This is a genomic window from Pseudogracilibacillus amylolyticus (SeqCode), assembly GCF_051918545.1.
Lineage (GTDB): Bacteria > Bacillota > Bacilli > Bacillales > Amphibacillaceae > Pseudogracilibacillus.
In genome coordinates this window covers 1-21,326 of sequence record NZ_JBPPZG010000034.1, presented here as the reverse complement: position 1 = coordinate 21,326, position 21,326 = coordinate 1, and the positions used below count along the sequence as shown (strand labels likewise).

The 21,326-nt window shown below is 33.3% G+C and carries 19 protein-coding genes and 4 pseudogenes; 3 read left to right on the top strand and 20 right to left on the bottom strand.

The annotated features are described in order from the left end of the window. Positions 1-72: 72 nt before the first annotated feature. The 6 genes and pseudogenes from ACPYKA_RS05975 to ACPYKA_RS05950 form a co-directional block, all read right to left on the bottom strand. Positions 73-474 (bottom strand): annotated as a pseudogene (locus ACPYKA_RS05975) (MFS transporter); the annotation flags it as partial. A 14-nt stretch (positions 475-488) separates the two neighbouring features. Then, the gene (locus tag ACPYKA_RS05970; RefSeq protein ID WP_413066468.1) at positions 489-1,073 is read right to left on the bottom strand and encodes an ArsR family transcriptional regulator; all 585 of its coding nucleotides are present in this window, start codon (positions 1,071-1,073) and stop codon (positions 489-491) included. Between the two features lie 399 nt (positions 1,074-1,472). Next, the gene (locus ACPYKA_RS05965) at positions 1,473-2,117 is read right to left on the bottom strand and encodes a GAP family protein (RefSeq protein WP_033826651.1); all 645 of its coding nucleotides are present in this window, start codon (positions 2,115-2,117) and stop codon (positions 1,473-1,475) included. A 100-nt stretch (positions 2,118-2,217) separates the two neighbouring features. Next, positions 2,218-2,868 carry a DUF4097 family beta strand repeat-containing protein gene (locus ACPYKA_RS05960; protein ID WP_479541456.1) on the bottom strand — a complete coding sequence of 217 codons (651 nt, stop codon included), beginning with the start codon at positions 2,866-2,868 and terminating at the stop codon, positions 2,218-2,220. 73 nt (positions 2,869-2,941) lie between these two features. Next, entirely contained in the window at positions 2,942-3,685 is a 744-nt protein-coding gene (locus ACPYKA_RS05955; protein WP_033826652.1) for a MerR family transcriptional regulator, read from the bottom strand. A 77-nt stretch (positions 3,686-3,762) separates the two neighbouring features. After that, positions 3,763-4,360 (bottom strand): annotated as a pseudogene (locus tag ACPYKA_RS05950) (LysE/ArgO family amino acid transporter). A 120-nt stretch (positions 4,361-4,480) separates the two neighbouring features. Here ACPYKA_RS05950 and ACPYKA_RS05945 point away from each other — a divergent pair. Further along, on the top strand, positions 4,481-4,963 hold the full coding sequence (locus ACPYKA_RS05945) for a GntR family transcriptional regulator (RefSeq protein WP_320385040.1): 483 nt from the start codon (positions 4,481-4,483) through the stop codon (positions 4,961-4,963). A 6-nt stretch (positions 4,964-4,969) separates the two neighbouring features. Further along, on the top strand, positions 4,970-5,926 hold the full coding sequence (locus ACPYKA_RS05940; protein WP_320385102.1) for an aminotransferase-like domain-containing protein: 957 nt from the start codon (positions 4,970-4,972) through the stop codon (positions 5,924-5,926). 203 nt (positions 5,927-6,129) lie between these two features. Here ACPYKA_RS05940 and ACPYKA_RS05935 read toward each other — a convergent pair whose 3' ends face one another. The 5 genes and pseudogenes from ACPYKA_RS05935 to ACPYKA_RS05915 all read right to left on the bottom strand — a co-directional run. Then, positions 6,130-7,068, bottom strand: coding sequence for a class I SAM-dependent methyltransferase (locus ACPYKA_RS05935; protein ID WP_033826653.1), 939 nt, complete (start codon positions 7,066-7,068; stop codon positions 6,130-6,132). 153 nt (positions 7,069-7,221) lie between these two features. Next, positions 7,222-8,136, bottom strand: coding sequence for a class I SAM-dependent methyltransferase (locus ACPYKA_RS05930; RefSeq protein WP_033826654.1), 915 nt, complete (start codon positions 8,134-8,136; stop codon positions 7,222-7,224). Between the two features lie 54 nt (positions 8,137-8,190). Beyond that, positions 8,191-9,464 (bottom strand): annotated as a pseudogene (locus tag ACPYKA_RS05925) (DUF6179 domain-containing protein). A 152-nt stretch (positions 9,465-9,616) separates the two neighbouring features. After that, complete coding sequence (locus ACPYKA_RS05920; protein ID WP_033826655.1) at positions 9,617-10,096, bottom strand: DUF6323 family protein; 480 nt, start codon at positions 10,094-10,096, stop codon at positions 9,617-9,619. A 261-nt stretch (positions 10,097-10,357) separates the two neighbouring features. Beyond that, positions 10,358-11,635, bottom strand: a pseudogene (locus ACPYKA_RS05915) (ISLre2 family transposase); the annotation flags it as partial. 202 nt (positions 11,636-11,837) lie between these two features. On the opposite strand from ACPYKA_RS05915, the gene ACPYKA_RS05910 reads away from it, so the two are divergent. Then, positions 11,838-13,187 carry an ISLre2 family transposase gene (locus ACPYKA_RS05910; RefSeq protein ID WP_164220065.1) on the top strand — a complete coding sequence of 450 codons (1,350 nt, stop codon included), beginning with the start codon at positions 11,838-11,840 and terminating at the stop codon, positions 13,185-13,187. A 1,132-nt stretch (positions 13,188-14,319) separates the two neighbouring features. Here the strand turns inward: ACPYKA_RS05910 and ACPYKA_RS05905 are convergent. From ACPYKA_RS05905 to ACPYKA_RS05865, 9 genes are all read right to left on the bottom strand, one after another. Next, positions 14,320-15,063: an ABC transporter permease gene (locus ACPYKA_RS05905; protein WP_479541455.1), complete on the bottom strand. Its 744-nt coding sequence runs from the start codon at positions 15,061-15,063 to the stop codon at positions 14,320-14,322. 10 nt (positions 15,064-15,073) lie between these two features. Beyond that, entirely contained in the window at positions 15,074-15,850 is a 777-nt protein-coding gene (locus ACPYKA_RS05900) for an ABC transporter permease (protein ID WP_164220055.1), read from the bottom strand. Next, entirely contained in the window at positions 15,850-16,773 is a 924-nt protein-coding gene (locus ACPYKA_RS05895; RefSeq protein WP_479541454.1) for an ABC transporter ATP-binding protein, read from the bottom strand. Before ACPYKA_RS05895 ends, ACPYKA_RS05900 begins: the two co-directional genes overlap by 1 nt. Before the next feature lie 580 nt (positions 16,774-17,353). Beyond that, complete coding sequence (locus ACPYKA_RS05890) at positions 17,354-18,070, bottom strand: GNAT family N-acetyltransferase (protein WP_230199701.1); 717 nt, start codon at positions 18,068-18,070, stop codon at positions 17,354-17,356. 98 nt (positions 18,071-18,168) lie between these two features. Continuing rightward, the gene (locus tag ACPYKA_RS05885; RefSeq protein ID WP_033826662.1) at positions 18,169-18,723 is read right to left on the bottom strand and encodes a flavodoxin family protein; all 555 of its coding nucleotides are present in this window, start codon (positions 18,721-18,723) and stop codon (positions 18,169-18,171) included. A 52-nt stretch (positions 18,724-18,775) separates the two neighbouring features. After that, complete coding sequence (locus tag ACPYKA_RS05880) at positions 18,776-19,681, bottom strand: GNAT family N-acetyltransferase (protein WP_033826663.1); 906 nt, start codon at positions 19,679-19,681, stop codon at positions 18,776-18,778. 92 nt (positions 19,682-19,773) lie between these two features. After that, entirely contained in the window at positions 19,774-20,208 is a 435-nt protein-coding gene (locus ACPYKA_RS05875; protein ID WP_033826664.1) for a hypothetical protein, read from the bottom strand. Between the two features lie 2 nt (positions 20,209-20,210). Continuing rightward, positions 20,211-20,417: a helix-turn-helix transcriptional regulator gene (locus ACPYKA_RS05870; protein ID WP_041844664.1), complete on the bottom strand. Its 207-nt coding sequence runs from the start codon at positions 20,415-20,417 to the stop codon at positions 20,211-20,213. 633 nt (positions 20,418-21,050) lie between these two features. Then, positions 21,051-21,326 (bottom strand): ROK family protein (locus ACPYKA_RS05865; RefSeq protein WP_479541453.1); only part of this gene is annotated, 276 nt, incomplete at its 5' end.

Sequence of the window (21,326 nt, the reverse complement as noted above, 5' to 3'; positions counted from 1 at the left end):
TGCACTTCATTTCGAACAAAATAAGCACAAACCTTTTATTTACAAGGATTTTCAATTTATTCAGTAGACCCTAATTAAGTGCTTTTTTTCCAAAATGATAGGTAATGCCTTTGTTTGTGATGGATAAGCGAATTGCTGAATAAATGAAGCGATTGGCATAATGATTAATACAAGCTGAACTGTTAACAAGTCAAAATAGTATGTGATTGGAATTAAGAAAATCAATAATGTTTGAAGTAGTTGGGTAACGATTAACGTTTTTTTTACTTGCCATTGATCTACAAAAGGACCGGTAATAAACTGTAATGAGGAAGGCAAAAGCGTTAGAAATCCCGCAAGTCCTGTGTAAAATGCATTTCCACCCAGCTTATAAACGAGCCACATTGTAGTGACATAATACAAACTGTCCCCAATATTTGTTACAACCCTACCGATTAATAAAAATAAATAATTTCTGTTCTTAAAAATATCCATCCAACTCTTTCCCCTTATTCTTTCTCATCCGTTTGAAAACCAACGGTAGTAATATAATATTTATTTTTCTTACCCTTTGATTGTAGGCCCATATGGTGTAACTCTTTTAAAAGAGCATAATACTTTATTTTCCATTGTGTAAATTGCTCTTCCGTTGCCTCCAGTTCCCAAGTAGAAGAAATAAAACGTCGTTCCAATGGTTTTTCATTCGGTTCTCTTGTTTCGAAGGATTCGGCGGGAGCTTCCCTAATTTCTTGTTTGGCACGTTCTAGAATTCCATACATTAATTGTTTGGTTGTATCTCTTATTTCCTTTTTTCTCGGAAGAAGTTTTTCAGAAATTTGGAAATCAGCCGCCACTGCTTGGTAAAACTTCTGTACAATACCATTTTTTTCTTCCGTTTTTACGATTTGGACTAACCCATTTTTCTCCAATTCCTTTAGGTGGTAATGGATCTTCCCGCGTGGGATTGACAAAATCTCAGAAAGTTGTTGACCAGTATAAGCACGCATCACCAAATGCATCATCATTTCGGCACGTAACGGATCACTTAATGCTTTTAACTGATTAAAATCATCAATAATCAAATTATTTTTCATCTCTTTAATAACCACCCTTTGTAAAATAAACTAAAACGGTTATAAATATTTGACTGTATTATACTATAAAAAATTAAAAAAAGGAAATGAATGTAAGCGTAAAATAGTCCACACCTACCTTTAGATGTGGACTATTGTTATGATTTATTTAGCTTTATTAGGAAAGAAAAATTAGATCAACTCCTTCCTTGGTCCACAACAATTCCAGAAAACCCTGCAAAAATAAGTAGCACTTTCCATATAGTTTATATTGATTGCTACTTGCCAGAACAGACATATGTCTCAAAGGAATATTATTATTTATCATTTTCGTTTTTTTGCTACTTCAAAGTGAAGGATTTCTTGTTCTCATAAAACTATTATTCTTTTAATAAAATATTCATTCCAATCTTTTAATCATCAACTATTTATCAAAATAATTAAACCAACAATAGCCATAATCCACGACAATGTTGCTCCCTGGTTTTTCTCTAACCTCAATTTTATTTTCATTAATGGTTCCCGAAGCCATTGTTTAAATAATAAATGTATTCCAATAAGAATGAGCGGTGGAAGTACCATAATGAAGTTATAACCTGCTAGTATGGGAATCCATTGAAATGGATTTAATTTGACTGTTGTCATGATGCCGATAGCCGCAAAATAAGGTAATGCTGTCCCGACTTCAATTAAACCAGTCATTAAGCCAAGCATAACCATGGCCAACATACTTTTCGACTTCGGTTTATATGTTTTAGGGGTGGATTTAGCTGGTACAAAAAAACTCCCAATAAATAGCCCCAAACCTAAATAAAACATAAATTGACTGAGTATAACACTTTCATCGAAACTCGGAAACTTATGGAAAATACTTCCAACCCCCATCATTAAAAATATTCCTACAGTAAAATAAAAGATGCCAACCGTTAACAGATAAGCAAATAACCTTCTGATTAATCGCTCCTCTTCCATAAGTAGCATATAAACAGTTACACTTAACGTTGTCGGACTCAATGTGTCCACTAAAGCTAATATGCCTATCGGAATTAAAAATTCAAAACTCACTTTATATCATCCTTTTCTTGCATTATTGGCTAAATATTCACAATAATGATTTTTACACAATAAACACAAAACACTTAATAGGATAGGAAAAGTACGTCAATTATCGTATAGAAATATTCCCCGAGGCTGTTTTTATTCCAATAAAATAAATTCCTTCATTTGCTTTCCCTTCAATCGATTTATCATTTTGCTTTTCTATGTCAATTGGTACAGTAATTGTTTGTAACCCACTTGCTGTCTTTGTCTGTAATTCAATGTCCGGTTGTATCGTATTCAACGATACAACTACGTTTCCGCTCGATGTTGTAATATTTACATCACTATGGAAATCCTTGAAGTCTAGTGTAACATTCCCGCTTTTCTCATTTACTTCGATATTTGTTGTTTCAAGGTCTTCCGATGTTACATTTCCGGATGTTCCATTAATAATAACTTTTCCTGTAAAATCTTTTGAAATCTTGACTATGAGTTGATTATTTAAATTAATTTTCGGACCAATGTTAAAGATCCTTTTCTCCATAGATATGGATACTTCATTTGCCTTTTCGGATACATCAATATTTTTATTTGAGTGTAACACTTCTAAATTTGACTGTTCTACACTGATTAGATGAACATTTTCACTTCCATGGTCAATGTAAATAGTATCAATACCATCAAGATCAATTGAGTGTACAACTTCTTCTTGATTAAAATTACATCCCGTTAACAATATCATGCAAAAAAAAATAGTAATCAAATATTTTTTCATCTTTATCCCTCTTAAAAATAAATTTTTATAAAAATCCATCTATTCTACCTTGAACAATTTTACAGATGAAACTTCAATGTCGCTTATTTTCATAAAAATCCCATGCCTCTTCTATTAAATTTAATATATCCTGTTCTATCGGATAAAAGCCCATCTTTGTTGATTTTTCTGGTGATTTACGTATTTCCCATAATTTATTAAAAAAATCATCATTTTCACCAAATGTATCTATTGCCTTTTCATACATACAATGTATAATTTGCTGAATTTCTGGAGAATTAGCACCCTTATGTTTGAATTTTTTCAAATCAACCAAATAGGAAATCCATTCAAGAGAGTGCGGATCATCACTGTCCATTTTCGGTAATTTGTTAAGTAATTTCCTTTCACCTTGATGAAAATATTTATCACGAAATATATTTTGTTGTTCATTTTTACTCTGATACAATTGAATTAATTTATTTATATATGTCAAATCAACCGAATTCTCAATTTTTAGGGTGTTTAAGAGTCCTTTTAGCGTTTTTTCTATTTGAATAATTCTTTGTTTTTCTTGCAAAATATAGTTTAACTGATTTTTTAGTCCGATCTCCCAATCCCAGTTTTTATCAGATAACATCTCCTTTATCTCGATTAAACGAAATCCTAAAGATTTTAAAAATTGGATTTCCTGAAGTTTTTTTATCTCCTTTTCACTATATAATCGATGCCCACCTTCTGTTTTTCCAGCTGGAGGCAATAAATTTATTTCATCATAATAACGCATTGTTCGAACAGAAACTCCAGTTTGTTTTGTTAATTCTTTAATTGAAATCATTTCCCTATCACCTCATTCTGACTATAAGTATATAAGATTACGTTACGTCACTTTCAAGTATCTCTCCTGGTCTTTGCTCAAAATATTTTTATTCCCATATAAATTGCAATGCACCAAATTAATATCGCAGAAATTTTATTTATCCATTTTAGAATAGTTCCATTTTTATTAAATCGGCCAACTCTTTTCCCAGCATAGCTAAGGCAAAGAACCAAACCCAAGAAACTACAATACACGCAATTGTAAAAATCCATTTTTCATGATTTTGATAGAGCAATGTGTTCGTCCCAATTACCCCTATCGTATCCAAAATGGCATGTGGATTTAGTAAGGACACGGAAGCAGCAAACGTAATTTGCCTTTTTGGAGAAAATTGTTTATTTTCTGCATCGTTCAGTTCAGATCTATCCTTCCACATTAGCCAACCTATATATATTAAGAAAATAAATCCTATTGTATATAATAAAACACGAACCCATTCAAAACTTAAAAATAATAATCGATACACCTGCTACTGCCAATGAAATAAGAATCGTATCACAAATACCAGCCGTTATAACAGCTGGAAATGCAGACATAACTTTTATGAGTTACTCCTTGATTAAAAATATTTCGTACTCCTAAAGGAATTATTAATCCAAAAGCTAAAATGATTCCATGAACCAAGGCTTCCATCTTTTTCCCTCCCATCGTATTTTAGAATAAGAGAATTTACTCTGTTTGTCTCCAACCAATTGGTTGGAAAAATAGCCAACCATTTCATATAATTATTAAAAATACGAGGAGGGTTGAAAGATGGGTAATATAGAATGGAAGCCGAAAAAATCCTCATCATTACCTTTACATCTACAAATCTACAATTACATAAAAAGGAAAATTTTGAATGGAGAATGGTCTATTGGAATGAAGTTACCGTCACAAAGAAACTTAGCAAAACAGTTTGATGTTAACCGAAGTACAATTATTATGGCTCTTGAAGAACTTTCCGCAGATGGTTTAATTGAATCGAAAGTTGGAAGTGGTACAACAGTAATAAATAATACTTGGGGAGTTCTAGCATCGTCACCTCCTCCTAATTGGATTGATTATGTACGTTCTGGTATTCATAAGCCCAATAATAACAGCGTACAAAAAATTAATGAGGCTGAAACAAATCCTCATATAATTCGACTAGGAACCGGTGAACTTTCCCCCGAACTGTTATCTTGTAATCAACTAACAAAACTGTTGCAAATGGATATGAGAAGTAACCTATCTTTAGGGTATGAAGGACCTTAAGGGAGCATTCACCTCAGGGAAACAATTTGTGATTATTTAAAAGGAAAGGGCATCGAAACTTCGCCTTCATCTATATTGATTGTTTCCGGCGGTTTACAAGCTTTACAATTGATTTCAATCGGTCTGTTACAACGGGGTTCAGTTATTTTTCATGAATCACCTTCATATCTTAATTCTATTCATGTTTTTCAATCTGCCGGCATGAATTTATTCGGTATCCCTATGGATGAGGAAGGGATCAAATATGCATCCATTGGTCGTTTAAAACGACAGCACAACCCTGCTTTAATCTATACAATACCATCGTTCCACAATCCAACAGGCACTCTAATGTCTGAAAGAAGGAGAAAACAACTTTTGGAAGACTGTCAAAAAGCTTCTCTTCCTATAATTGAAGATGATGTTTATGGTGATTTGTGGTTTGAACAACCACCACCTAAACCACTAAAAGCAAATGATAAGCAAGGTAGTGTACTTTATATTGGAAGTGTATCTAAGACATTCAGTCCAGGCCTGCGGATTGGCTGGATTGTTGGGCCCGAACCTGTTATCAACCGTCTTGCTGACATTAAAATGCAAACAGATTACGGCTCAAGTTCTATTTCACAATTTTTAGTAAATAAATGGCTTAAAAATGGGTATGAAGAGGACTTAACTTTAGTTAGGAGTGAATTAAAATGTAGAAGGGATTATATGATTGAAATTTTAAATACTTATTTTTCTAATATAGCTACATGGAATATTCCAAGTGGGGGATTTTATATTTGGCTAAAAATCACTCCTAGTATTTCCACTAGGAAGTTATTTGAAAAAGCTATTCAAGAGGGAATACTGCTAAATCCAGGTAATATATATGATAAGGACGATCATAGACATTTACGGTTGTCCTATTCCTATGCAACTTTAGATCAAATTAAAAAAGGCCTCAAAAGAATATCGGAATTAATCATTGAAATGATGTAGAATCTATGAAACGATTATAACTTATGTATTAGTGTATTATACCGGTTTAAAATCCTTAAATTGAGTTACTGGTTCGTGAAGTAATTTCAAACAATTTCCTTGGTATTAAGATAGGCAGAACAAGGACTTTCCAATTCCTACTATAGTTAGAAAGTCCTTTTCACTTATCTCCTTTCATAATATGAAAGCTATATAGTTTTCATTTAGTTAATACGAGTTACCATGGTAGAATATTCTCCAGTCTCTACAGTATAAGAATCAAATGTGGATATTAAAATCTCTTCCATAAATGAAAGGCCTGGCGCATAAATAAAACTTCCACCAATTTTTAAGGATTTTAATATCTCCATATACTTTGTTGCATACTTTTCATAATCTCCATCAGGTCTCAAGTGATGGTGCATAAAATGATTTGAAAATGCCATATGAGAAATGACAGTTCCCCAAGTGTCTGGAACGTACGTATACTCAAGCCAATCCACTTGATATATTTTATTGTTCAGATTCTGAACATTTCGATCCAACCCGTATACAACTATGTCATTTTTCCTTAAAAAGTGAACAAGGTTTGCCTGTTGTCCACATCCAATATCTAAAACAGGCTGTTTAACCTTTGACAAATAGATACCTAATAATCTCATTTGAAACTCAGAAGTATATTCAGCACATTTTATTTCAAGTACATCCGGGCTTTCCCTATACTTTTTAAATATCTCTTTACCGTTTGAATCTAATAAAAAGCTCTGTAGATTTTTATAATGGGAACGAAACAACTGATCAATTTCTTCTTCAGATACTTCCTTTTGATTACAAATTTCATATACCTGTTGAAGCAGAGCTTCATAGACTTTTTGAAGTTGAAGATAATCCTTTTGGGAAAAATTTAAATATTGATTCACCTCAACGAATAAACGAATCGTTTTATCTGAAATGTATTTTGCCAGTTTTTGAGTTGTGTCATTTAAATGTGCAGTTTCTATAAAATTTGCGATATCTTTGGATTTTTGTTTGAATAAAGCACTAGTTTCTTTGGAAGAATTTAAAACGAATCGTCCATTTGTCAACTCATAAAAAAGACTTTTATTTCGATTGTGGAATAACTGTTGTTCGATTAAATTTTGAAAATCTGATATGGTAAACATTTTCTCTCTCCTATCCAAAGCCACATTATTCATTGAACTTCTATCATGGTAAATTTGTTAACCGTATATTTAGTTTGAATAGATCAAGAAGACCTTTGTTTAATTTTCAGAATCTTGTTCATAAAGGTATTCCCTCATACTTATAATTTCTTTTTATTTTTTCACCGCATGAACATAGTGAATTGTCTCAAAGGCCGATAGGTAATCTTTTCGGTTTTCAAAGTATAGATTTTGAATTTTTGAAGGTGATAAATGTTCATAGATGAGCAAACCAGATTTTTCTAATATCCCCTTGATTTCAGAGTATGGAAAACACGATTTCATTGGCTCTCCACCTACCGCAGCCATTTTCACCATGTTTTCTACTCTATTAGAAAATCCTTTCTCCTCAAAAAGTTTTTCATCGGCATAGTCGAAAACAATCGAGCTCCCAGATGGGACTTCAGCGAATAATTTCTCAATCAAGCTTGATAGTTCATCTTTCGTTAAATAATAAGATACACCCAGTAAACTAATAAATGTTTTTTCATAGCTAAAGCCCTTCCCAAAAAGTTTTTCGTACGAAAATATTTTCGTGAAATCCATCGGAATAAAATGAAGATTCTTCGGTATTTTTAAATCAACTTCAACCAATCTTTGTACTTTAAATTCCTGTGTAAATGGATGATCAATTTCAAATATTTCAAGAGTGTTTTCCAATTCAGGGTGTCGTAAACAAAAAGTATCTAAGCCTGCCCCGAGTATGACATATTGCTTTACCCCAAATTTAATTTCATTTTGTAATACATTTTCGCAATACGCAGCACGTGCTAAAGGTGTCGGTGATAACTGAACTTGTGTAATCCATTTTAAAATTTCCTCCGGATTACCTTTATATTTTTTCGCAATTTCTTTGTTAAAGAACTGAATGCCTTGAACCATATTCTTTTTAATGTCATGATATTCTTTTTGTGAAATTAAGTCTTTAGCTATAAAATCATCAAAAATTTTTGGTGTATCGAATTGACTATGGTAAGCTCTACCAAAAGCTGATATTAATGAAGTTAAACTTGATTCATTTTGTTTCATGTAATAATCACCTCCATTAAAATAGTGATAAAACAAGACAATCTTCCATCTAAATTAATAAAAGCTAATTTCTTCATAATCAATTTCATAAACATATTGCTGAATAACTGATTTTCTACTTGGATGAATTTTGTTTATAAATTTAATAAATTGATCCTGCCATTCACTTTCAATCTCCCTTTTTCTAATATTAGGTGAAGAAAGGTATATAGAATTATTTCTTAATTCTTCATAGAACACTATTTTTGTCAAGATAGCTAGTTCTACATCACCAAAAGTCTTAAAAAGTTCTTCATATTCATCGTTCAATAAACAATCGGTATTAAGTATATCGATATAATCATGAAGGGAATGAAAATTTGTCCGAATTATATCAATCTTATCCACTGACTTTTCACAATTCATGATTTTCTCAATTAATAACCGAAATCGATGATCGCTCATTCTATCGGATGCGTTAAAGGTGGTTAAAGGAGGAGTTTTCAATTCTTGTTCTAAGATAACCACTGTTTGCAGACGGTTATGCTTAACAACACTTTTTAACCTCTTTGCCAAATTTATTCCACATTGTTTTATATAATATGACATTAGAGAATCACTAATATTAAAATGATGGAGTAATTTTTCTACAGCTTCTAAAATAATCAATTGTATTTGACTATCACTCATATTACTAAATAGATTCTTTATCTCTTTATATTGTTGTACCGAGATTCTTATTCTACTAGGTAATTCTCCTGATAAAACAGAAAAAACTGCATTATTTAACACTAACTCAAATATATTAAATAACTCAATTCGGTAGTCAAACCCACACATTCTCCCATAATTAACTAAAAGATCTCGAAGATCATCTTGGTTAAACATTTGGCAAAATTCTGTTTCAATTTTTAAATAGGTTAAATATTGTTTAAGATAATAAACACCTTGAATAGTCATATCATCAATTGCTAACGGATAATCAATGCTAGCCATTGTATTATGTGCATCAAAAACGACTTCATATTTTTTTAGAAATAAACGTATGGATTCATCGATTGTTATATTATAAGAATCAACAGCAACATCTAATTTATTATTTCTTATCTCCTTAAAAAGAGCTCTCGTCTCCTCAAGACAATCCTTAACTATCTTTACTCCCTGTTCATATGTGATTTCCATATTATTTTTTTAACAAAGTTGATAGCATTTTCCGGATCACCTAACTGAAACAAAAAAGCATCTACCGCATATAATATGGAAGTTAAAATTTCCTCAGCCACATCAGAACTAATTGAAGAGCTCTCTTCTCTTGTGTACCTCCTGATTGACTCCTTTAAAATCTGCATTAATTGTATTTGAACTTCATACACTTCTTGACTATTGAGTAACCCTTCCCTTAATCCTACGTTTAATAAAGATATTGTATATTGATTTCGTAATAGTTGAATGTTATTTATCTTTTTCTGTTTTACTAACAACAAATCATTATGTTGTTTTTCTAATCCCACAAATGCTCATCCCCCTCAAATACAGACTTTCTAAATCGAACATCACTTCTAAACCTTTGTGCAAATTCATCAAGCTTGCTTTTTAAAAGCTCCAATGACCCACCACAAACACCGTCGAAGTATTCCCTTATAATATCTACCAATTGAGAGTCACTGATACGATCTTCGGTTTCATTTTTCATGTAATAAAATATCTCTTGTAATTCATTAAGTGTCAATTGATAATTCTTATTATCGATATAAGGGGAAGTACAAAACACCTCTGCTAATTCTTTAATTACACTAATATCCGTTTCCACTCGACCATAGTTATAAAGTATTTGATTTCTAGAAATAATCATGTCCTTTATTTCATTACTAGTGAGCACCAATCCATATTGTTTAGTTTTTTCATTTACTTTTAATACTTTATCTGTATATTTCTCTAAAATCGATATATCTAAGGATTGAAAAAACTGAGGCAATAGCATGTGCTCTTCCTCCTTTTGATAAAAACCCACATTCAACTATTGACTTTTAATCTAAAATATGCTATTGTTATAATTGGCTTATTTTATTTTTTAAAGGAATGCTATTATATTCCTTTTTTACCCGGCTGTCAATTCTTATTTCAAAATGGGGTGAGTCAAGTTTTTGTGGGCAATGATTTTTGTTGCCAAAAATCGAGCGCCAACTTTTTGTGAATTCTGTTTTTGACATACCTGCAGAATTTTAGTGTGTTGAAAATTCCGTCACACTCCTTGTAGTCCCCTGAGAGCTTGTGTAATTGGTTTCCCAATAGACTGCGTTAAATAAGGCACGTTGTTTCGAACACTCTCTTTGACAGTCTTTCTAACTTGTTTTTTATAACTCTTTTTATTCTCTTGTTTATCTTCAATATTTACGGATTCATCGAATCCATAATTGATATGAACTGTTAATCGATCATGCTTTGATATCAATCCCCGAATCATTTGTCTCGCCCCTAAATCGCTCCAACTAGTTCCATTCTTCATACGCCTTGCCATAACACGCATAGTACTTTCTGCATTACCCATCCGACGCATGCCTTTGGTGTCTATGCCTTTGGCTTCAAGCCATTTTCGATAGTCTTTAAATGCATCTGGGTTGTTTTCAATTTGGTTTAGAAGTTTTTCTGCAGCTTCTTCCAATTCCAGGGTAGATAGTGTTCCCATCGCTGTATTTAATTCAACAATTAATTGGTCAACATTATAATCAAGAAAAGCGCGTTGGATCGCATTTTTTCTCGGGTGACCTCTAAAGATAGTTTTAATTTCCTTCGCAATATGATAACGGTCAACGATGACGTAAGCATTTTTTCCAAAGTAGTCCTTGGCATCTTGAATCCAAGAAGCTTGGTCACCATTGATAACTAGGAGATGGACCATCGGATCATACTTAAACGTGTCATAAAGAAAGTGTTCAACTGCCTCCCAAAATGGCTCGTCTGTTTCATGATGGAAATGCCGTTTATGTATCAACGATACACGCTCACCATTTACTGACCACCCTTGGTGGACGGCAACCATTTTTTCTTCCTTTGATTTTCGATGACTTCTTTGACGGGAAACATGTAATCCGTCGACTTGTATAAAAAATACACGGTTTGTAATATGATCGCTTTTTGTTGGTAAAGAAATCTCCAGTAATCTTTGGCGAAGCCATTCATGCCTAACCACACGATAGCCTGCAATTTTCTCAAGGTTATCCGCTGCTGAGCGATAGGATGGGCCTTCTATTGCCATTTCAATTCCCAATTGCTCTATGAACAGGCTAGCCCCTTAAGCACCATTAAAATTGAGCTGCTGATCTAATAGATGCACATACTCACCGGTATTCCGATTGAAATAATAATTGCGATCAAAGAAGACGGACCCAAAGATGGTATCAATTTGAACGTTTCGTTTTCCTACATGCCGAAGACACTTCTTATCCCGACTTTCCATTAATTCAGTATCCATGTCCATTAATAGCTTTTTCATGATTTCGGAATATTCTTCTTGTAACTGTCGAAATAATTCAGTCTGTTAGAGTAAAATGTTTGTGGGAGAACATATACCCCATTCCTGGTGTTGGAATCGTAAGATTTCAACACCAGGAATGGGGTCAGCAAGCGAAGCGCGGTAGTTTTACTGGCTTTTTAAATGAAAAAGAGGACCTTCTTTTGTATAGTTATGTTTGCCGACAAAAACTAACAAAGGAGATCCTCAAATGAACGATATCATATCTACGCTAACAATGAAAGAATTAGAAAAAATTACATACAGCGCTTTACAGGAAAGTTTTTCTCAGGTCATGGCACAAACACTACAAGAATTAGATGAGGCGATTGCCACAGGAAGGGATAAGAAGAGGTTTTATCTAAAGGATAAGCGAACGTTAAAATTTGAATCCGTCTTTGGGCAAGTGGAATTGAAAAGAAATTATTATCAGGATAAGGAAACTGGAAAGTACGTCTATTTATTAGACCAATATTTAGCTTTTGATGGCACAAAAGGAATGAGTCCAGTTGTACAAGATTTGGCTATTGAATTAGCTGTTACAGGTGTTTCTTATCGTCAGGCCAGTCAAGCAATGGAGAGGCTTTTAGGTTATCCCGTGATTAGTCATGAAGCCATACGCCAGCAACTTTTAAATACTGAGGTGGTTCCCGAAAAATCTGTGCCACTTGAACAAGATGTTGTATTCGTTGAGGTTGACGGACTTTACACGAAAAGCCAAGAGAAAAAGAAAAAAGGACGAGAAGTTAAAATTGCCAGTGTGCATCAGGGCTGGGAAATGAATGGCAAGCGAGCAAAGTTAATTGAAAAACGGCATTTCATTCATCAAGGTAAACTGCCTTTTTGGGAAGAGTTTGAGCAGTATCTCATGGAAACTTATGAGTACAATCCAACCAAGCACCATCTCGTTATTAATGGGGATGGCGCGAAGTGGATTACATCCTGCCGAGAATATTTCAGGCACAATGCCACTTTTGTCATTGATCGTTTTCATGTAGCCCGCGATGTGCAGCGTCTGTTTAGAAAGCATCCAAGATATCGAGCTATTCGAAAGAAACTGGCAAACTATGATTGGAAAGGTTTCATGGTGGAATTAAATAGTGCAGTGGGTACACTGGAAAACGAAAAGAAAGAAGAACGGTTGGAAGAATTAATAGCGCAACTCTCTCAATATCCGGAGGCACTTGGTGACTATCGTGAGAAGTTGAAAAAGAAAGGCATAGATACAACAGAATTCCGTCCAATGGGGAGTGCCGAGGGAACGATGAGTGTGTTCGCTAGACGGCTTAAAAATGGACGTAGCTGGTGTAATTTAGGTCTTGATAAATTCATCGATGTCTTTGTCGCACTTCAAGACAACTTGGAGATTAAAACATTGCAAGGAATACTTGAACAAACGCAGGAAGTAGAGCAGACAAGTATCCAAGCAAAACCACCTAAACACTTTGTAGAAAAACTGAGGGATAGCGCCGCAGAAGCGACGCGAAACAATCTTGGTTATTTAAAGCAGTCTGTAAGAAAACCAATAACAGCAGCTTTAAAGGGACTCAGAGGAATTTAAAAAAGGTAAAGTGTCACAACTAATGAAAGGATAAAAACATGAGAGCGTTATCAAAGAACGGACTAAACGATACAAAATAAGGGACTTTAAAAATCTCCCACAAGTACTTGACTCAATCATTCAGTCTCTAGTTCTTTTAAACTCAGCTTGGATGTGTTAAATTTATTCATGAGAGCCACTCCTTGTCTTTTGGGGTTTAGTCACTTTAAATATACAAGAAGTTGGCTCTCTTTTCTATGGCAATATAAATGATGATTTAAAGATGTACAGTTTTGATTGTATAACGATGTACAGAAATGTTTTTTTATGATTTGTCAATAAATATGAGAACTTTACATGGATCCTCCGCGGACATGATTAACATGCCAGGAAGCCAGTCCCCACAGAGTCTGGCATGGCTAATCAGGCTATCATGTCCGCTTCTCCATATAAAGTTGTTGAAGTACCGTAATCAAAACTGTACACTCTTATTTAATCACTTTTGTACATCCTTATACTATCATTTATAGGCAAAATTAAAAATAATTCTACCGCGCTTCGCTTGCTAACCCTGGTTTTTTCAAAAATGGACAAAAAGCACGTCCATTTCGAAAAAAACCAAGGATTAAATTTGTTGCCCAAAAAAACTAAAATTAATGTTTTTTATTTTTATTTGCCTAAAAACATTTTACTCATACTTCAAAATGCAACCAACTGAATATTCGGATAACATTCTCCCTTTTAATAGATTCTCCCTCATGGAGAGAATATGGATAATCTCCCAATATTGAATTCCTTTTCATTCATAATATTTATCCAATATTATTTAGATATCAAAATAGAGTGTTCTTCACCTTTATTTTGTTTGTACTTTTTCATCCCCTATTCTAAATTAATAATTTTTCTGTTCAATTTTTATAAACCTATTTACTCATTTACTAAGAAAGGTAGCAATAGTTAACACAAAAACATTTTCCTTGATAAATTAACGTTTATGGGTACTTATAAAAAGAGGTTAGTAATTCTCCAAAAGGACCAAACAAAAATAGAATAGCGATGATCATAATAATACATGCAATCCAAAATAAGAACTTTTTCACTAAGCCATCTCCTTTGTTAAAAAAATTAATATACACATAGTTGTATTTACCCTTTATCTAAACTCAATCCTCACAAAATTAAAAAGTCCAATTATACAAAGTATTACGAATATAATAATAACAACCAAATAAAAATCTTGAAGAGACTGTATAACTCCGAGTTGGTTCTCTGGTGTCATTGCATAAGCTGGCTGGGACCACGGATAATACTTTCCATACTTTGAACTGGATATAAAGACATTAGGCATAACAAAAGCAAAATTAATGGCTATTGGAAGAGCAAAATTTTTCAATCGAGTGGATAGCCAAAGTTGTATTGCAATTAATGGCAATGTTGCAAACCATCCTCCGAAAAACAGTTTTAATACACTTATAAAAGGGAAAATCCCCGAGACCCCCATTAATTTCCCAATTACAAAAAAATACCCAAATAAAACCGTATTTGTCAAACCGATTAGAGACCACGCCCAAATCATTTTGGATAAGTAAACTGCATTTTTAGAAATTGGAAAGGCCAGCAATTGCTCCCATCCTCCATATGCATGTTCAAAACGGCATAAGAGGGCAACAAACACACTGGATAAAACTGGGCACAAAACCATACCATACAAAAATTCTACTTGCGTCCAGGTGCCCATCCACCCAACCATGCCCACTTCCTCAAACACATGCAGATTTGTCGTATAGTTCATTACCCCAACAATTGTAAGAAAAAGCGGAAGAAGAAAAATCATTAGCCATATACTTGGATAACAGCGAATTTTTAACCATTCTGACCATAATATGCTTTTTAACATTCTGTTCCCCCTAAATCATTTCTTTTCTTGCAAATTGCAAAGCTCCCAAACTAACTAAGATAAAACCAACGATTAAACTTATACCAATCCACTCCCAGTGAAAGATTGGTGGTTTTACAATATGGGAAAAGTCTGTAATGATATTTTCTTCAGAAAGTGTGATTTGATAAGGAATAACCCAAGGAAAATATTTGGCAATACCAGGGGATGGCAACATAAATAATCCAGCTACAATTCCCAATCCACCTATAATAACAGGAATCGATTGATTTTTTATATTCATGGATATCCAAAGTTGAAAACTAATGAATGAAAAGGAACTAAGATAGGGAAACATCGTAAAGTGGAAGAGTCGAGACCAATCTAATGAGTCTCCGCCACCAAACATCATCCCGATTAACCAAAAGCCTAACATTAAGAAAAGACTTGACAATATTACACCAGAAATAATCCAAAAATATCTGACCCAATAGAACTTCACCCTTGAAATGGGCATTGAAAATATAAGATTAAAAGCATTGGCTTGATGTTCCACATTTGCAAGAAAGGAAGTCAATACCGTGACAAATAAATGGATCATCACGAAATTACTATAATAGGTTACCATCCACATGGAACCCCATATACTGTAACTTTTCCCTTGATAAACATCCTGCTGAATGTTTTGAAAATTGAGTATCAATAAAAGGGTAACTCCTGCAAGAAGGATAAAAGGAAACAATATGACAATTCCCCAAAACATCGAACGTTGTACTTTTATTAAATCGGAATAAAAAATTGGACCCATTATAAATGATGCTCCTTTCCGGTAAGACCAAGGAAAATATCTTCCAAAGATTTCTTAACACCTTCCAAACGTGATACAAAAAAACCATTTTCGACTAGTACCTTATTTACCTCACCAGCTATTTGCGAACTTGATTCCCTTATATATAAAATGTCTTGATCTGTATAAAAGGAAGCTTTTATTCCCGATTGTTCTAAACATTTAATTGCTCGGAGAGGATTATCGACTTTAATTCTTATCTTTGTTTCACTTTCCTTACGTAGTGCATTAATTGAATCTTGAAATAAAATATTTCCTTTGTGGATGATACCTACTTGTGTAGCTATTAGCTCAATTTCGCTTAGGAGGTGACTGGATAACAAAATGGTCATTTCATATTTTTTTGGCATCTCTTTAATGAATTCACGAATTTCTTGAATTCCAGCGGGGTCAAGTCCATTGGTCGGCTCATCTAAAATTAAAAGTTGCGGATCATTCAAAAGTGCTGTAGCAATCCCTAATCGTTGCTTCATACCTAAAGAATACTTCTTTACCTTTTTATCTTTAACATTGCTTAATCCCACAAGCCGTAATACTTCATCAACACGTTTTTTATTATTTACCTGAATTAATCTGCGTACAGCTTCTAAGTTTTCATAACCCGTAAGGTGTCCATAAAATGTTGGTGTTTCTACAAGTGATCCTATTTTGCTTAAAATGGATATTCGATTTTGTGTAAGATTTTGGCTGAAAATTTTTATATCTCCGCTAGTAGGGCGGATAAGTCCAAGCAACATCCGAATCGTTGTCGTTTTTCCTGCACCATTAGGACCGAGAAAACCATAAATTTCCCCTTGTTGAACCTTCATATTCAACTTATCAACTACCGTTTGATTTTTATATTTCTTTGTTAAATTATTCGTCTCAATGACATATGAACTCATTTTATCCTCCCCTAAGTTAATAAATTTTCATATTTTACAAAATGATTTTGATAATAATTCGCAAAAAATATGTGCCCATTGCGACATTATTTATCCTCACCTCAAGATTCCCTTCCTTACAAAAACAGTTATTATTATTGTAAATAATTCATTGCAAAATGTAAAGTATTATTTGCATTTTGCAATATAAAATTGCCCTGTTTTTGAACACAAACTAAAAAAAGGTCCCTAACCAGTATGATTAGTAACCTTTCATTCAAGTTTTATTACAGTTGCTTTCCTAAGGGATATATTTTAAATCATAAATTATTCGGGAATTGTATGTCTATATGAGAACTTGCATAAAATTTTAAAGTTTTACTATTACGTGCATCCGTAAACATTGCCTAAAAATACCCTGAGTAATTAAAGTTAGATTCAGCAATTCCATACTTTCTTGCGACATCGGCTAATAAAATATTATCCATATCAAACATCGCCCCATATGCTGATTTACAGTAATTAAAATTTGTTTAATTTGAAGTTTGTTATTTGACCTTCAACGGAATAAGTAAAGACCTTTAAACCCAATATATTGTGGCTACTTTAACCTAAATTCAAATACTGGATAACGTTCCATAGGTTCAAATCCGAGTTTTAAAGCAAGCTTTTGTGAAGGAATATTGCTTTCTGTAGTTTCCCACAGGGGAAACATATTTTTTTCTAAAAAATAAGAAATTATCTTTATCGCAGCGAGAGTAGCATATCCCTTCTTTCTTTCCTCTTCTTTAAATGTATCGATGTCGATAAAATATTCCTTACCAAAAGTAAAACCGTTATTTTTGGCGATTGATAGAATCGTATTCCCCCTTTTAATAACTACCCCAACGGTCTTTTTAGATAATGTTGAGTTCTTTACATATGAAGTTTCCTCCAATGATTCTGGAATTATGTCAAAATTTCTAAATTCAACTTTCTCTTCATTTCTTTTGCTCCTTTTAGCAACTTGTAAAAACTTTTCAACGTTTAGCGTATACACTGATTCGTAATGCTTATCAACCTTTAAAAAATCAATTTCCTTCAAGGAATACTCTTCTAACTGTTTAGAATCATTCGTATATATTTCAAACCAATTTCTGCTCCTCTTCTTGCAATCTGGCATTACAATTTCTCGAAAAAATCGTTTTAACTCAGATTTTTCTTGATTAGTTGCTATGTTACCTTCTAAATACATCCACCTTCCAATGGCCCAAACAATAGCAACTTTGGGACTGTTTTCATGATCTACAAAAACTCTCCCTGGATAACTACCATGAATGACTGCAAATGCTGGAATGAATTGCTTTTTTTATTTAAAAAGCCTTTCTACGCTAGAAAAGGAACTATATTGTAATTCAATCATTTTATAATTCTCCCTTATTTATTTATTTCCAATATAAGCTTCTTTTGCAGTTCATTAGCGGCTAAAAGCGCTTCTTTATCATTATATACATCACCAGGTTTGTTTCCTCTTCCAATTATATAACCCTCAAAAGAAATACCAACAAAATCAAAAATATAATGAAACTGCTGTATCAACGGTAGACCTTTTATGTTTGGATAATCTCCTCCTACCGCAATTACATAGGCTTTCTTATTTGCCATGGAATGTTTAAAGTCAGGATATTTTTTATCCCTTAATGTCTGAGACCAGCGATCAATAAAGTTTTTCATGATGCCGGACATGCTATACCAATAAATCGGTGTTGCAAATACAAGAATGTCATGGGGCATCATACGTTCTATAACTAAATTGTGTTCATCATGAATCGTATGAAACCCCCCTTCTTCATGTCGTAAATCTTCAATGGATTGAATTTTAAAGTCCTTTAAATAGATTTTTTCTGCAGTAATCCCTTGAACCGCTTTCTCAGTAAGTATTTCAGTATTACCATTTTGTCGAGTTCCTCCGTAAATAATGGCAATAGACATACTTCATTCACTCCTTTATCAAAACAACAAAACTTTAGATTTACAATGAAAATTACTTACCCGATAACGTAGGTAACTTTAATTCTTTCCTCATACTTAATTGCTGAACTGCTGTTTGAAATCCAATCTGTTTTAACACCTTATAAGTTAGTTCACTTTCTCGGACCGGTAAGTTGGGAACTATTCGATTAAGAACGTTTTTAAAATCTCCAAAAATATGACCGAGCATAAAATAAATTACTTCCTCTGCATTTTTTAAATTTGGTCTTGCTTCACATTGGAACAAAATAGTACTTATATGATTCCCTTTGGAATTGAAGATCCTTTGATAATAAGCATAGCCAAGCACCTGTCCAACTTCGCCTTCAACGATGATTCCTTCGCCCTGTTTAGCACTCTGCCATTGCGTTTGCCAAGGGTTCATTGCTTTATAAAAAAATTGTTTGCCTATTTGCTGTAGCAACACTTGTTTAACAGTAACTTTTCTTTTTAAATGAGGGATTGGATTTTGACACAAAGCTTTATTAAGATTTAAATACTCTAATATCCCCACTTCTTTATATCCCATATCCTTATATAAGGAAATTGCTTTCTCGTTATCTTTTAACACCTCAAGTGTTGCAATATCTACACCGTTTTGTTTTAAAATAGAGATACTTACATCCACTAATTTTTTTCCTATACCTTTAGATCGGTATGCCTTGGCAACACCAGTTCCTCCATTCCAAGCAACTTTTTTACCGTTTATTTCTCTTATTCCATTTAAAACAATTCCTATCGGTTGTTTGTCGTCAAAGGCAATGATAGATAGACTAACGGATAAATCCTCCTTTACCATCCTTTCCAAAAACCTATCAGCGGTCATCTTGACATCAATTGAATACCCTTCAAATCCTGCATTCCAAGCATTAACAGCATCTGTTATTGTACAATCTTTCAACTTTTTAACTTTAACCAATTTTTAAATCTCCCAAAGATCAAAATTTAATACATAAATATACTCATACTTCCACAAATTCTTGTAATTATATTCCTTTAATCCTTAATCTGTTAAATACGATTTAATACTCGAATAGTAGTTAGCCAATAAACAATATATTGTCCTACACCTACTACACCTATACCAATTAATGGAATAAGAACATGACCAGAAAAAAGAAAACAAGCTCCCGCTATAATTGGCAGTGCAAAACTATAGTAAATATAAACATTCCGGCAAGCTTTATAGGTAACCCACTGTTGACCCTCATCCATCTCGCGGAATTCAGGTGGAATTAATCCAAACGGTTTAATTTGATTATCGGGATTCTTACGGTTGTAAAGCTTTATAAAAGTTAACCACAAAAATGTACAAAGTACTAATATCCCAAAAGATAATCTAGCTAAGACAACCAGTGTATTCGTTAGTGAAAGTGTCAAAAATGTAATGAGCAGTATAAATAAACCCATCGGTATTAATGGTGTACGTAAGATATGTTTCAACATGTTTAATCATTCCTTTCCTTTAAATAAAAAACTTCTTCAACAGAAACATTAAAAGCATTTGCAATTTTTAATGCCATCGTTACAGATGGGGAATAATCCCCTTTTTCAATTAATCCTATTGTTTGCCTTGTAACGCCAATTGCATCAGCTAAGTCTTGTTGTGTCCATCTAAACCGTGCACGTAACTCTCGAACCCTATTCTCAAGCATTAAGTTCCCTTCCTTCTAAAATGGATCATTATCATTGTAATATAAGCATTACAAAATGTAAATGATTATTTGCATTCCCCGATAAACATTTTCAAAAGTCAGGAAATTTTTGCAAAACTTAGCCTTAGAAAACTTAACATATTAAGGATTCGGGGCTTCTTTGTTTTTCTTGGAATTGCAAGATAAAGCATGAAAATGAACGTATTTGGGGCTAATTTTGGAGCTAAATTGGGGCTGATTAATATTAATCAAATCAGTCTAGGTGTATGTAAGGGAATGGGTATATTTCAAAAAAAATAAAATAGAAAAGAATATTATGAGCACACTATAGAAGAATGGCAGGAATTGTTAGAAAAAAAATCTTATTTGAGTGGACAAATCACTTATTTTTCTAATCCAATTTGCTAATAAATGGTCAAACAGGTATTGAGTCTTTAGAGCAATTAATAGATAAGTTTGGAGACATACCCAATGTAAAGAATTAAAGGATGGTCCAAAATACTTAATGGTAGACAGGAAAATATAAAGCTTTTAGACTAGAACGAATTAAATATAATTTTAATATAGGATATTTATAAGAAGAAAGCCCTTTTTATGACTTTCTCCTTTTATCATTCCTCTATATTTACATTTCTAAATTCCTTGCCTTTCAAGTCGATTTTTTACAAGGTAAGCAGCACCAATCATTCCTGCATCATTGTCCAATTGTGCGAGCTTCACTTCACAACATTCACTTACCCTAGGGAGGGCATACTTTTTGAATGCTGCTGTTATTTTAGCGAGCAGCGGCTCCCCTGCTTTAGAGACGCCGCCACCAATTATGATCTGACTAGGGTTGATCGTAACTGCCATATTTGCCATCGCCATACCTAACACATCGCTCATTCGATCAATAATCCTTTGACTCGC